Consider the following 14,766-nt stretch of genomic DNA (forward strand, 5'->3'; position numbering starts at 1 on the left):
TATGAGAAAACTGTTTATTTTACTTGTTATTCTATTCACCTCTGCAAATGTATCTGCACAGTGGATTTTTGGAAAAAATCCTATCCGAAATAAACCGGATTGGGATAAACAACGCGTTCACTACGGATACTACCTAGGATCTAACTTTTTGAATTTCAGCTATTCATATGATAAACAGTACCATGACAAGGTCAAAAGCTTAGCTAATGAATATGGAACTGACCACTCAGAAATCCAAGTAACTGGAAATATGGGGTTTAATGTGGGACTCGTAGGAAATCTTCGCATAACCGAATACATCGATTTGCGTTTTGAACCAGGATTAGTCTACTCCAAAAGAGACTTGAAATTTCCGAGTGCATTGATTATGGATTACTATGCCAAGAATGTTCCGTTAGAATCGCTCCCTTCGATTCAAGAACTACTTAATTCAGGAAATAAATCCATTAGCACTACCTTAATTCACCTGCCTTTATTAGTCAAGTTTTCTGCTTTGAGAACCGGTAATATTCGCCCTTATGTCTTGGGAGGATTTTCTGCTGACTTAAATTTAAGTAGCAACCACAAATCAGATGATGACAACTACGAAGGGGTTTGGAGAATGAAGCAATGGACGACCAACTATGAATTGGGGGTAGGAATTGACATCTACTTTGAATACTTCAAATTTAGCCCATCTATCCGCGGTGTGTTTGGATTAAATGATGAATTAATTCGCGACAGAAACCCAGATAGTCCATGGACAGGTCACATCACGTCAATGAAAACAAAAGGGATTTTCCTAAACTTTACTGTTCACTAAAAACGGTTCTCCTAAACTCGCTTAAAACAATGGATGCAGCCATCGCTACGTTCAAACTTTCGGTTTGTTGTAAATCACCAAAACGCGGTATTGTTATTTTTCGAGAAACAAGTTGTGCTATAGCGGAAGAAATACCGTTCGCTTCATTTCCCATTACAATCACACCAGGTTGCACCTTTCGCATTTCATAGATATTTTCTCCCCCTAAAAAAGTACCATAAACCGGAACATCTAGGGTCTGCATTAAAGCAGTTAAATCGGTATACTGAATATTTACGCGAGAAACAGATCCCATTGTAGCTTGAATAACCTTGGGATTGTAGACATCAACGGTTTCCAGTGAACACACCAAGTGACGAATACCGAACCAATCGCATAAACGAATAATTGTACCCAAATTACCAGGATCTCGAATATCATCTAATGCAACTACCCAATCTGAAAAATCAATTGTTTTACTCGTTAAACAATGAAAGACTGCCAAACAATTAGGCGTTGTCGTTAACGCACTCATTTTCTGTAGTTCTTCTTGTGAGACAACCGTAATTTGATTCTTAGGTACATTAAATTGCACTTGATCCGTCACGTACAAATGCTCAAGCACAAAAGAAGATCGCAAAAGTTCTTCTATAACTTTAACTCCTTCTGCTATAAACATTTGATGCTCTTTTCTGTATTTTTTTTGATGTAGGCTCTTTATTAGCTTAATTTGGTTTTTGGTAACCATAAAAAAATGTATTTTTGATCTATATATATCGATGTAATCAAGTTGGGCAAATATTTATCAAAAATAGCACTTATTATCATAACCACTGCATGTTTTTTTTCGTGTTCTCTAACGAAGAATGTGCCAGAGGATTATGATTTATTGATGGAGAACACCATTGTCATTAACGACAAAAAAACTTCCAAAGAGGAAATTCACAACCAGCTCTATCAACAACCCAATAGTAAGTTTCCAGTTATTGGCACACGTCTGCGACTTAATCTATATAATCTAGCCAAGCAAGATGCGGATTCCAACTACCATGCGTGGCTAAATAAGCATCCAAAAACAAATAGCGCTTTAGAAGGATTGCTTTCTAAAAAACAGGTCAATCGCCTTGGTCAATCTTTCGCCATTTCAGGTTTCAACAACTTCCTGATGAAAACAGGAGAACCCCCCGTGTTATACGATAGTCTTAAAACAGAAAAATCGGTAAGTCGCTTAAAAAACTACTACTTCAACAAAGGTTTTTTCGACACAAAAGTGGCCAATGAAAAAAAACGCATTGGAGATCAAAAAGTAGCTAATTCTTACTATGTAACAACAGGGAACCCTTATTTTATAGACAGTATTTCCTATTTAATCTCTACACCTGCTTTAAACAAGCTTTACGAAAAAAACAAAACTAAAAGTACTTTAAAAGAAAATACTGTTTTTGACGTAAACAACTTTGAAGAAGAACGCAAACGATTAACTAGTATCTTCAGAAATAATGGTGCCTATCACTTTCAAGAGATTAATATTCGCTATGAAGTAGACACAATTTTAGAGCATAAAAACAAAGCAAACGTTCTATTAATCGTCGATGAACAAACGGTTAAATCAGGAGATACACTGGCGCAAGCTCCATTTAAGATCTACCAAATAAGCAAGGTTAACATTTTCACAGACAATGTTTCCAAAAACAAGGCCTATGTTTTAGATAGCCTGCAGTATAATGGTTTTTCTATTTACAGCTCTACAAAATTGCAATACAAGCCCAAAGCCTTGACAGATGCGATCTTTATTACACCTCAAAGTACTTTTAGTGATTCGAGACGTATTTTAACCTCGCGTTCCATCAGTAACTTGCGCATTTTCAATTATCCGGTGATTGAGTATCTGGAAGATCCCAGTGATCCTGAAGGAAAAACCTTAATTAGCAATATCTACCTAACCTCGAGAAAAAAGATGACCTTTAACCCTTCGTTGGATGTCACCCACTCCAATATACAAGATTTTGGTATTGGTGGTAGCATGGGATTATTGTTTCGAAATGTTTTTAGAGGAGCTGAAATCTTAGAATTTGGCTTAAGAGGAACCATCGGTTCTTCTAGACAAATGAGCAACCCCAATGATGTATTTTTCAACGTCACGGAATATGGAGCAGATATCAAGTTAACCTTTCCCCGCTTTTTGTTTCCTTTCGCCTCCAACAAAATCATTCCTAAAACCATGTTACCAACCACAGCAATGAGTTTTGGATTCGCCAGACAACGAAATATTGGACTAGATAAAGACAACTTTACAGGTATTATTAATTACAGCTGGTATCCATCGCGTAAAAATTCATTTAGCGTCGATGTTGCCAATATTCAATATGTAAGAAACACCAATCCGAACAACTACTTTAGTGTGTATAAATCTTCTTACAACACCCTAAATCGAATTTCAAAAGAATATGAAATACCAACGGATTACGTCGATGAAAACGGAAATTTAACGATCCAAGGAGAGGGAGCTAATCGATTCATATCAGATGCATTAGCAACGAACAATCCTATGGGTATTTCTCCAGAAGATTACAGCGAAATAAGAAGTATTCAAGAGCGAAAAGTTCGCCTTTCTGAAAATAACCTAATCTTAGCCTCTAACATTTCATTTAATTCCTCTACGAGAACAGGAATTAATGACAATAGTTTTTATACGGTACGTGCCAAAGTAGAAGCAGCAGGCGGTTTGTTAGACTTAATCATGAATAAAGTAAGTGATAAAGAAGGGCATACAGGAAAGAGAACGCTATTTGACGTTGAATATTCTCAGTATATTAAAACAGAATTAGACTATGTGAAGTATTGGGATTTAGGGCGTCAACAAGTAGTTGCTATTCGTTTATTTGGTGGTTTAGCTGTGCCTTATGGCAATGCCAACTCCATTCCCTTCTCTCGAAGTTATTTTTCAGGAGGTTCGAATGACAACCGCGGGTGGCAATCGTATCGTTTAGGTCCTGGTAAAAGTGGAGGAATCAACGATTTTAATGAAGCCAACATGAAACTTTTCTTTAGTACAGAATACCGTTTCAATATAACAGGTAAGTGGAATGGTGCTTTCTTTGTGGATGCAGGTAACATTTGGAATGTTTTCGACAACATTGAGGATAAGAACTACACCTTCAATGGAATAAGTTCTTTAAAGGATTTAGCAGTGAGTTCAGGTTTTGGAATTCGCTACGACTTTAGTTTCTTTGTATTCCGATTAGATATGGGGTTCAAAACGTATGATCCTTCTGTTTACTCTAAACGCAAATGGTTTGGAGAATTTAGCTTCAAGGAGTCTGTCTTGAATGTTGGTATTAATTATCCATTCTAATCAAATAATAATTAGTATTTTTGTCCAATAAATTAAACACACGACTATGGCACACAATATTAAACCTGGAGTAGCATTTGGAGATCAAGTGCAAGAAATATTCAACTATGCAAAAGAGAAAGGTTTTGCTTTACCAGCTGTTAACGTGACTAGTTCTAGTACTATTAACGGTGTATTGGAAACAGCAGCAAAACTAAATGCGCCTGTTATTATTCAGTTTTCGAATGGCGGTGCTTCTTTTATAGCTGGAAAAGGTTTATCAAACGAAAATCAAAAATCTGCTATTGCAGGAGCTATCGCAGGAGCAAAACACGTACACGCTTTAGCTGAAGCTTATGGTGTGCCTGTTATTTTACATACAGATCACTGTGCAAAAAAGCTATTACCTTGGATTGATGGTTTACTAGAGGCTAGTGAAGAACATATGACTAAGTATGGCAAACCTCTATTTAGTTCACATATGATCGATTTATCTGAAGAACCAATCGAAGAAAATATTGAAATTTCCAAAAAGTACCTTGAAAGAATGGACAAGATGGGTATGACTTTAGAAATTGAATTGGGAATTACAGGAGGAGAAGAAGACGGAGTAGATAACTCTGGAGTAGATTCTTCTAAACTATATACACAACCAGACGAAGTAGCTTACGCTTATGAAGAATTAAGCAAAGTAAGTTCACGCTTTACCATTGCAGCTGCTTTCGGAAACGTACATGGAGTTTACAAACCAGGAAACGTAAAACTTACCCCTATAATCTTGAAAAACTCTCAAGATTATGTAGCGAAAAAATTCAACCTAGGACACAATCCTGTTGATTTTGTATTTCATGGTGGTTCTGGTTCATCATTAGAAGAAATTAGAGAAGCTATTTCTTATGGCGTGATCAAAATGAATATCGATACAGATATGCAATTTGCTTATACTGAAGGAATTAGAGACTACATGACTTCCAAAATCGAATATTTAAAAACACAAATAGGCAACCCTGAAGGAGCGGATGTACCAAACAAAAAGTACTACGATCCACGTGCATGGGTAAGACAAGGAGAAATCACTTTCAATACTCGTTTAGAAGAGGCATTCAAAGACTTAAACAATGTGAATACGTTGTAATTTCTTGCGTAAACCTATTAACATAGTATAAACAAAACAGACATTTATGGCTTGGTTTAAAAGAAAAGAAAAAGGAATTCAAACACCAACTGAGGACAAAAAAGATATACCAAAAGGTTTATGGTACAAATCACCAACAGGTAAAATTATTGACTCTGAAGAATTAGAAAAAAATCTTTGGGTAAGTCCAGAAGATGGTTACCACGTTCGAATTGGCAGTAAAGAATATTTTGAAATTCTTTTTGATAATGGCGATTACAAAGAAATAGCAAAAAGCTTATCTTCAAAAGATATGTTGAAATTTGAGGATACAAAAAAATATGTAGACCGCATAAAAGAAGCTACTTCAAAAACACAGCTTAACGATGCTGTGCGTGTAGCTGTTGGAAATTCAAAAGGAGAAAAATTAGTTGTTGCTGCAATGGACTTTGCTTTCATTGGTGGATCTATGGGATCCGTAGTGGGTGAAAAAATTGCGAGAGGTATTGACTACGCTTTAAAACACAAAATTCCTTTTCTAATGATTTCTAAATCAGGAGGAGCTCGTATGATGGAAGCTGGATTTTCACTGATGCAAATGGCAAAAACGTCTGCTAAGTTAACGCAACTAAGCGACGCGAAAATCCCTTACATTTCACTATGTACAGATCCAACTACAGGAGGAATTTCAGCCTCTTTCGCTATGTTAGGTGATATCAACATCGCTGAACCAGGAGCATTAATCGGCTTCGCTGGACCGCGTATTGTAAAAGATACAACAGGTAAAGATTTGCCAGAAGGATTCCAAACGTCTGAATTCTTGTTAGAACATGGATTCCTAGACTTTATTACTCACCGTAAAGAGTTGAAGAAAAATGTAAATCTATACTTAGATTTGATTTTAAATCGTCCTATTAGATAATAAAAAAGTCTTCCTTTCGGAAGACTTTTTTATTATCTATCTGTGATCCGTAAACCGTTAACCAAACCCTACATTCCAGATCGAATAGCTTCTACTGGGTCTAATTTTGCGGCGGAACGTGCGGGGAGATAGCCTGAAATCAAACCAATGATAATCGACAGCCCCAGTCCTAAAACAACATTGTAAAAGCTCAATACGAATTGAAAATCTACCAATACACTTACTCCTTCTGCAATTAACCATACGAAGAGTATTCCAACTAATCCTCCGATAAGGGCTAGTATAATCGATTCAAATAAAAACTGTAACAAAATAATACGGCGTTTTGCTCCTATTGCTTTTTGTATACCAATTAAGTGAGTGCGCTCTTTTACTGATACAAACATTATATTAGCGATTCCAAATCCCCCGACCAGCAAGGAAAACATACTGATAATCCAACCAACCAAATTCATTTGACTGATGATATTGTCAAGAAACTCCATCATTCCTCCGAATACGTTGACAAAGAAATTAGTATCCTCTCCTACTTTTAATCCTCTAAAAGCGCGTAATTTTGACGTGATATCATCCTCAAAAAGTTTGATATCCGTTTGGTTATTGGGTTTCAAAATAATCACGGGAGTGTATGCTTTGATATTATCACCAAACATCTGTCGGAATAAATTTACAGGGATATAAGCCGTTTCATCATGCCCTCCTCCAATGGAGATTGCTCCTTGTTTATCCAAAACGCCAATAACAACAAATCGCCTTCCATATAATCGCACATTTTTACCAAGAGGATCTTGACTGGGAAAAAGCGTATTGGCAATTTCATTTCCAATTACGATTACAGCACTTCCGTTTACCGCCTCCGCTTCGTTAAAAAATCGTCCACGCTCTATTTTTACGTTATCTAAGTACTGCATATCCGAACTAGAGGGACGAACAATAACATCATTAGCATAATAGCGATCCGCCTTCATATTTTCATTGCGCACAAAAAAATTAAAAGACGCATACTCGACCTCTTTCAAATTTCGCTTTAAATAATCGTATTCTTCATAGGTAACATTGGGAAATTGATCAATCTTCCAACGGGGAATTTCAGACGGGCCAAAGGAATGATTGAACACGTAAATCATATTTCGATCAAAACCACTAAGCTCAGACTTTAGCATGCGATCCATTGAATCTACTGCAGCTAAAACAGCAATGATTGAAAAAATACCAACGGTTACCCCTAATAAAGAGAGTAAAGTCCTTAGTTTATTCGTTCTCAATGCATTAACAGCAAATTGAAAGCTACTGAGTAAAAGTCTAAAATATAGTATCATAGCAACAAGTTCGACAACAACCTTATTAGTAGAAGAAGAAGATAAAAGTTACAACTCTCTTCCTTTTTCTTCTAAAAAAACAAGACAATTTACGTTTCTTAAAATTAAAATAAAAACTTCTCTATTAACTTTATAAATACCTAGACATTAGTTATTTTTGCCGTTTAATTAATAACACGCAATGAACACAACTAAAAAGATTCAATCGGCATTAATTTCTGTTTTTAGCAAAGACGGATTAGAACCTATTGTAAGAGAATTACACAAAAACGAGGTAACGATCTACTCAACAGGGGGTACAGAAACTTTCATTAAAGATTTGGGTATACCTGTAGTACCTGTAGAAGACATTACTTCTTATCCTTCCATACTAGGGGGTAGAGTAAAAACCTTACATCCAAAAATTTTTGGTGGAATCTTAAATAGACAAAATCACGAAGGAGATGTTCAACAAATGAAAGAATTTGATATTCCTCAAATTGATTTAGTTATTGTTGATTTATATCCTTTCGAAAAAACAGTTGCATCAGGTGCTAATGAAGCAGATATCATTGAAAAAATTGATATTGGAGGAATTTCATTAATCCGTGCTGCAGCGAAAAACTTTCAAGATACAATTATTGTACCTTCCGTAAACGAGTATGAATTATTCTTGCAAATGATTGTTGAAAACGAAGGTTCAACAACATTAGCACAGCGACGTTTATTAGCGACAAAGGCATTTCACGTTTCTTCACACTATGATGGAGCTATTTTCAATTACTTCAACGAAGCAGAGGACACCTTAAAAATCAGTCATTCAGAAGGTATTGAGTTGCGTTATGGAGAGAACCCACATCAAAAAGGTCATTTCTTTGGTAATTTCGATCAGTTATTCGAAAAACTAAATGGAAAAGAGCTATCATACAACAACCTTTTGGATGTTGATGCAGCTGTAAACTTAATGAATGAGTTTAAGGGAGAGCAGCCTACATTTGCGATCTTAAAACACAACAATGCTTGTGGAGTTGCACAAAGAAGTACAATGAAAGAAGCCTATGTAGATGCCTTAGCTGGAGATCCTACTTCTGCTTTTGGAGGTGTTTTAATTGCAAATGGTACAATTGATACAGCAACAGCAACAGAAATCAACCAATTATTCTGTGAGGTTGTTATCGCGCCAGCTTATGAAGCAGGAGCTATTGAAATTTTAAAAGAAAAGAAAAACAGAATTATCCTAATCTTAAACGAGATTGATTTACCAACGAAACACGTACGTACTTGTTTAAATGGTATCTTAGTACAAGATAAAGATAACGTGACAGACAATAAAGACCACTTAACAACAGTTACTAAAGTAGCCCCTACAGCGAAAGAAGTAGACGATTTATTATTTGCTTCTAAAATTTGTAAACACACAAAGTCAAATACGATTGTTTTAGTGAAAGACGGACAACTATGTGCATCTGGAACAGGACAAACCTCGAGAGTAGATGCTTTACGCCAAGCGATTGAAAAAGCTAATTCATTTGAATTCAGCCTAAAAGGAGCTGTTATGGCGAGTGATGCATTTTTCCCTTTCCCTGATTGTGTAGAGATTGCAGATAAAGCGGGAATTACAGCTGTAATTCAACCAGGAGGTTCAATTAAGGATGAGTTAAGCATCACTTATTGCGATGAAAATAAAATCGCAATGGTTTTCACTGGAATTCGTCATTTTAAACATTAATTTACTAATTTTGTAAAACAACAAAAATATTAACTCTAAAAGCCTTTTATATTTATGGGATTTTTTGATTTCATGACGGAAGATATCGCAATCGACTTAGGAACTGCGAACACCCTAATCATTCACGATGGGAAAGTTGTCGTTGACAATCCATCAATCGTTGCTAGAGATAGGACAACGGGAAAAATCATAGCCGTTGGAAAAGAAGCGAGTTTGATGCAAGGGAAAACTCATGGTAACATCAAAACAATACGCCCTTTAAAAGACGGAGTTATTGCTGACTTTGACGCATCAGAAAAAATGATAAGCCTCTTTATCAAGAGCATTCCTGCACTAAGAAAGAAAATGTTTACCCCTGCTCTACGCATGGTTGTATGTATTCCATCTGGTATTACAGAAGTGGAAATGCGTGCAGTAAAAGAATCTTGTGAGCGTGTAAATGGTAAAGAGGTTTATTTAATACACGAACCGATGTCTGCAGCCATTGGTATTGGTGTAGATATCATGCAACCGAAAGGAAACATGATTGTAGATATCGGAGGTGGAACAACAGAAATTGCTGTTATTGCGCTTGGAGGTATTGTTTGTGATAAGTCAGTAAAAATTGCAGGTGATGTATTCACGAATGACATCATTTACTATATGCGTACACAACACAACTTATTTGTTGGAGAGAGTACAGCAGAAAAGATCAAAATTCAAACAGGAGCTGCTACAGAAGACTTAGAAACAGCTCCAGAAGATATGCTCGTTCAAGGACGTGACTTGTTAACTGGAAAACCAAAACAAGTAACTGTTTCTTACCGAGAAATAGCAAAAGCGTTAGACAAATCAATACAGCGTATAGAAGATGCGGTAATGGAAACGCTATCTCAAACACCACCTGAGTTAGCAGCCGACATTTACAATACAGGAATCTACCTCGCAGGTGGAGGATCTATGTTGAGAGGTTTAGACAAGAGAATCTCTCAAAAAACAGATTTACCTGTTTATATTGCAGAAGATCCATTACGTGCTGTTGTGCGCGGAACAGGTCTTGCCATCAAAAATATTGACAAATACAAAAGTGTATTGATCAAATAAACTAACCTATGCAGCAAATAATCAATTTCTTTATAAAAAACAGTACTAAGTTACTGTTTTTGCTGCTTTTAGTTATATCATTTGCCTTAGTACTTCGAACTCATACCTTTCACAAAAGTTCATTTATTAGCTCGGCCAATGGTGTGACGGGTTACGTCTATGAAAATGTAAATAGTTTGAAGGAATACATGCGTCTTAAAACAGAAAATGACGCCTTGGTTCTAGAAAATGCCCTACTAAAAAAACAAGCCTTTAATAGTTCTATTGCGGTGGATTCTGCAGCGGCCGAATTACCTCTTCTTCCTGGCCAAGAAGAAGTTTACAATGTTATCGTTGCCAAAGTAATTAAAAACGAATTCAACACGAAAGAAAACTATTTAACCATAAAAGGAGGACAACGGGAAGGTGTTACAAAAGATTTAGGAGTAATCAATAGCAACGGAATTGTCGGTATTATCCAAAAGTCATCCAAAAAATATTCAACCGTCCAAAGTATCTTAAACGCTAAATCTAAAATCAATGCCAAGATTAAAGGCTCCAATCACTTTGGAACTTTACAATGGGATGGAAAAAGCACTGGATACGTTCAGCTAAACGACATCCCTCGTCTAGCAGAACTCTTTCAAGGAGATACCATTGTTACTGGAGGTATTTCAGATATCTTTCCCGAGAATATTCCCATTGGAACCATCGAAAAAGCATATACCACAGAAAGCTCTAATTACTTTACGATTGAAGTCAAACTTTTTAATGACATGACAAACTTAGGGTATGTTTATGTGATTAAAAATAATGATCTTGATGAAATTAACGAACTAGAAGAAGCCACTCGAAATGAATAGTGCTATTTCAAATATAACTCGCTTTGTTTTCTTATTAATCGCACAAGTATTAATATTTAACAACCTGGATTTATTGTCTTTTATAAATCCATTTCCTTATATTTTATTTATCATCCTCTATCCAACGGATGGCAATAAAGCGCTGTTCTATATTTCCAGTTTTTTATTAGGGCTAACCATAGACATGTTTGAGAACTCTGGTGGGGTACACGCCGCGGCTTCTTTAATACTAGCCTTTAGTAGACCACTCGTTCTTAAATTCTCCTTTGGTATTAGTTACCAATACCACAACCTTAATGTATTGAGAAAGGTAACCAAGGATCTGTTTTCTTCCATGGAGGTATTTGGTTACTTAATTTTTACCGTAGTTATTCACCACGTTGTTCTGTTTGCATTAGAATTCCTTCGCTTTAATTTTATTTGGGAAATTTTATTGCGTACTTTATTAACGACAATAGCTACTTTACTCAGTTGCATTTTAATTATTTACTTGATTAAACCGTCCAAAAGATGAGAAAGTTATTACTTCCTATTATCGTAGTTGCAGTAACTATAACCATTCTTATTCGACTTTTTTACCTACAAGTCGTAGACGACACCTATATCAAAAAATCAGAAAACAACGCGCTCAAAATTGTTTATGAATACCCCGAAAGAGGCTACATATTCGATAGAAACAAGAAATTATTAGTTGCCAATCAACCTTCATACGACATCATGGTAATTCCTAGAGAGGTGAAGGATATCGATACCTTAGCCTTGTGTAAATTACTCGATGTATCGCTGGAAGAGTTTAGAACGAAACTTCAAAAGGCAACGGTTTACAGTCCGCGTTTACCCTCTGTATTTTTAGCTCAACTGAGCAAATCAGAATACGCTGCTTTTCAAGAAAAGATTCGTCATTTCAACGGTTTTTACGTACAAAAACGTTCGCTAAGAGATTACCAAGTACATTCTGGAGCGAATATTTTTGGTTACATCCGTCAAGTAAACGAAGACAATATCAAGAACAATCCCTACTATCGTTCTGGAGACTTAATCGGTATTCAAGGGGTTGAACAACAATATGAAGAAATTTTAAGAGGTACTAAGGGCGTTAAATACATCCAGCGCGATCGTTTTAACCGCGAAATAGGTTCTTTTAAAGATGGGATTTACGACACTATTTCCATTAAAGGAAGTGACATTACCCTAACCATTGACAATGAGCTACAAGCCTACGGAGAGCTTCTAATGAAGAACAAACGCGGAGGAATTGTAGCGATTGAGCCTAAAACGGGAGAAATCTTAGCCCTAATTAACGCTCCTTCCTATGATCCGAGTTTATTAGTTGGACGAGAACGTTCAAAAAACTACACGAAACTATACAACGATTCCCTTGCGAAACCACTATACAATCGCGTATTATCTGGAGAGTATTCGCCTGGTTCGCCCTTTAAAATCCTAACAGGACTAATCGGCCTACAAGAGGGAGTAATTACAGAGCATTCTGCTTTTAGTTGTAACAGAGGCTTTTACTATGGCCGAGGAGCATGGATGGGATGTCACGATTCAGGAACATGGAGTTTACGCCATGCAATTGCCTTGTCGTGCAATACATACTTTGCTCAAACCTATAAAAAGATCATTGAAAAATACAAAACTCCTTCAGAAGGTATTGATCGCTGGAGTAAGCATTTAGAGAGTTTTGGTTTGGGGCAGTTCTTAGGTTATGATTTACCCGAAGGACGAAAAGGGCACATTCCCAATTCGGCTTACTACGATCGTTGGTATCCAAACAAAGGTTGGAAAAGCACAACGACCATTTCCAACTCTATTGGTCAAGGTGAGGTGATTATGACTCCTATGCAATTAGCGAATATGGCGGCAGCTGTAGCAAACAAAGGTTACTACTACACCCCTCATATCATTAAAAATATTGAAGATCACAATATAGACAAAAAGTTCGTAACCAAACAGGTTACTACAATTGATCCGAAACACTTTGATCCCATTATCCAAGGGATGAATCAAGTTTTCCATATTGGTACAGGTCGAAGTGTGGCCGTTCCTCAACTCGAAATGGCAGGAAAAACAGGAACAGTAGAAAACTTTACTCGTATTAATGGCAAGCGTTATCAATTGGCAGATCACTCCGTTTTCGTCGCTTTTGCCCCAGTTGATGATCCCAAAATCGTCATAGCAGTTTTTATTGAAAATGGAGTTTGGGGAGCACGATGGGCCGCACCTATCACGAGTTTAATGCTTCAAAAATATCTCCTTCCGGAGATTGTTCGTACAGATTTAGAAAAGCGAATGTTAGAAGGAAGTCTCGAAAGCGAATACAACAAAGTTTTACAATTATATAATTTAGCCGATAAGCCGAAAAAACAATGAGAAGCGGAAGCGTACAGAAGCACATAGACTGGATAACGATTTTGTTATACCTTTTACTTGTTGTTGCGGGATGGGTCAATATTTACTCTACCTCTCTCCCTAATGAAGACGCAAGTATATTTGATTTTAGTCAAATATATGGTAGACAACTCGTGTTTATCTTGACGTGTATTCCGCTTATTATTCTCATTCTAGCCTTAGACACCAAGTTTTACGAAAAATACGCCCTCATTTTTTACATCTTGGGAATTCTATCCATACTAGGTTTATTTCTCTTTGGTAAATCCGTCAAAGGACAGACCAACTGGTATCAAATCGGAGGATTGGGAATACAACCTTCAGAGTTCGTCAAAACAACAACAGCACTACTGCTAGCAAAATATTTCTCTGACAATCAAGGGACCTTAAAAACTTTAAAAGAACAAGCCACGGTCTTTATTATCATTGGAATACCAACCTTACTTATCTTAAAACACGATACAGGAAGTGCCATGTTATTTGCCTCTTTACTTTTTGTGTTATTCCGCGAGGGATTACCTTCTTGGTATTTATGGACGGGTTTTATCACTATTCTCTTATTTATCGGTTCTTTAGTAGTAAAGCCATCTCTAATCATAACAACCATTGCAGTATTAACACTCTTACACTACTACTTTAACAAAAACATCAATAGAAACCCCTTTATTTATCTTATTTTAGCCACCGTAATGTGCGGCTTTGTTTTATCCGTTGATTATGTTTACGACAACGTTCTTGAACCTCATCAAAAGGATAGAATAAACGTTTTACTCGGTGAAAATGTAGACCTTCAAGCTGAAGGATATAACCTCAATCAATCGAAAATCGCGATTGGTTCGGGAGGTTGGTATGGAACTGGATTCTTACAAGGAACGCAAACCAAGGGTGGATTCGTTCCTGAACAACATACCGATTATATCTTTACAACAGTTGGAGAAGAATGGGGATTCGTAGGATCTAGTACAATCATCGTTTTATTCCTTTGCCTATTTTTCCGCTTGATTTACCTCGCAGAAAAACAAAAAAAGAGATTTAACAGGGTGTACGGTTATTGTGTGGTGAGTTTTCTATTCATTCACTTCGCGTTCAACATCAGTATGCTTGTGGGACTATTCCCTACTATTGGTGTGCCTCTTCCGTTTTTCTCTTATGGAGGTTCGAGTTTAATTGCCTTTACATTACTACTATTCATCTTTCTAAAATTAGATGCCAATAGAATCAATGAATGGTAAACTTTAGAACAACAATAAAAACAAAAATAGAGAAGAA

The 14,766-nt window shown here is 36.5% G+C and carries 12 protein-coding genes; 10 read left to right on the forward strand and 2 right to left on the reverse strand.

Translation table 11 applies throughout. The features are described from left to right. Position 1 precedes the first annotated feature (1 nt). Positions 2-802: a porin family protein gene (locus ACPDG9_RS00820; RefSeq protein WP_430525968.1), complete on the forward strand. Its 801-nt coding sequence runs from the start codon at positions 2-4 to the stop codon at positions 800-802. Here the strand turns inward: ACPDG9_RS00820 and ACPDG9_RS00825 are convergent. Continuing rightward, positions 789-1,529, reverse strand: a complete 741-nt coding sequence (locus tag ACPDG9_RS00825) for a TrmH family RNA methyltransferase (protein ID WP_430525969.1) — start codon at positions 1,527-1,529, stop codon at positions 789-791. The genes ACPDG9_RS00820 and ACPDG9_RS00825 overlap by 14 nt on opposite strands. Positions 1,530-1,673: 144 nt before the next feature. Here ACPDG9_RS00825 and ACPDG9_RS00830 point away from each other — a divergent pair, with 144 nt between their 5' ends. From ACPDG9_RS00830 to accD, 3 genes are read left to right on the forward strand one after another with little or no spacing between them, the layout of a single operon-like run. Beyond that, a complete protein-coding gene (locus tag ACPDG9_RS00830) occupies positions 1,674-4,136 on the forward strand; it encodes a BamA/TamA family outer membrane protein (protein WP_430526001.1) in 2,463 nt (820 codons plus the stop codon). A gap of 46 nt (positions 4,137-4,182) precedes the next feature. Continuing rightward, positions 4,183-5,250, forward strand: coding sequence for a class II fructose-bisphosphate aldolase (fbaA, locus tag ACPDG9_RS00835; RefSeq protein ID WP_430525970.1), 1,068 nt, complete (start codon positions 4,183-4,185; stop codon positions 5,248-5,250). Positions 5,251-5,296: 46 nt separating this feature from the next. Continuing rightward, positions 5,297-6,151: an acetyl-CoA carboxylase, carboxyltransferase subunit beta gene (gene accD / locus ACPDG9_RS00840; RefSeq protein ID WP_430525971.1), complete on the forward strand. Its 855-nt coding sequence runs from the start codon at positions 5,297-5,299 to the stop codon at positions 6,149-6,151. Between the two features lie 68 nt (positions 6,152-6,219). Here the strand turns inward: accD and ACPDG9_RS00845 are convergent, their stop codons facing one another. Beyond that, complete coding sequence (locus ACPDG9_RS00845) at positions 6,220-7,470, reverse strand: ABC transporter permease (protein ID WP_430525972.1); 1,251 nt, start codon at positions 7,468-7,470, stop codon at positions 6,220-6,222. A gap of 181 nt (positions 7,471-7,651) precedes the next feature. Here ACPDG9_RS00845 and purH point away from each other — a divergent pair, with 181 nt between their 5' ends. Genes purH through rodA form a run of 6 tightly spaced genes read left to right on the forward strand, consistent with a single transcriptional unit; the run spans position 7,652 to position 14,729 of the window. Then, positions 7,652-9,178: a bifunctional phosphoribosylaminoimidazolecarboxamide formyltransferase/IMP cyclohydrolase gene (gene purH / locus ACPDG9_RS00850; RefSeq protein WP_430525973.1), complete on the forward strand. Its 1,527-nt coding sequence runs from the start codon at positions 7,652-7,654 to the stop codon at positions 9,176-9,178. A 54-nt stretch (positions 9,179-9,232) separates the two neighbouring features. Beyond that, entirely contained in the window at positions 9,233-10,261 is a 1,029-nt protein-coding gene (locus ACPDG9_RS00855; protein WP_060872609.1) for a rod shape-determining protein, read from the forward strand. 8 nt (positions 10,262-10,269) lie between these two features. Then, on the forward strand, positions 10,270-11,103 hold the full coding sequence (gene mreC / locus ACPDG9_RS00860; RefSeq protein ID WP_430525974.1) for a rod shape-determining protein MreC: 834 nt from the start codon (positions 10,270-10,272) through the stop codon (positions 11,101-11,103). Next, positions 11,096-11,617: a rod shape-determining protein MreD gene (locus ACPDG9_RS00865; RefSeq protein WP_430525975.1), complete on the forward strand. Its 522-nt coding sequence runs from the start codon at positions 11,096-11,098 to the stop codon at positions 11,615-11,617. The genes mreC and ACPDG9_RS00865 overlap by 8 nt, the downstream gene beginning before the upstream one ends. Beyond that, a complete protein-coding gene (gene mrdA, locus ACPDG9_RS00870) occupies positions 11,614-13,479 on the forward strand; it encodes a penicillin-binding protein 2 (protein WP_430525976.1) in 1,866 nt (621 codons plus the stop codon). Before ACPDG9_RS00865 ends, mrdA begins: the two co-directional genes overlap by 4 nt. Then, positions 13,476-14,729 (forward strand): rod shape-determining protein RodA, encoded by a 1,254-nt coding sequence (gene rodA / locus ACPDG9_RS00875; RefSeq protein ID WP_430525977.1) that lies wholly within the window; start codon positions 13,476-13,478, stop codon positions 14,727-14,729. Before mrdA ends, rodA begins: the two co-directional genes overlap by 4 nt. The last annotated feature ends 37 nt before the right edge of the window (positions 14,730-14,766 follow it).

This window comes from Myroides sp. C6-3, assembly GCF_050522425.1.
Taxonomy (GTDB): Bacteria; Bacteroidota; Bacteroidia; order Flavobacteriales; family Flavobacteriaceae; genus Flavobacterium.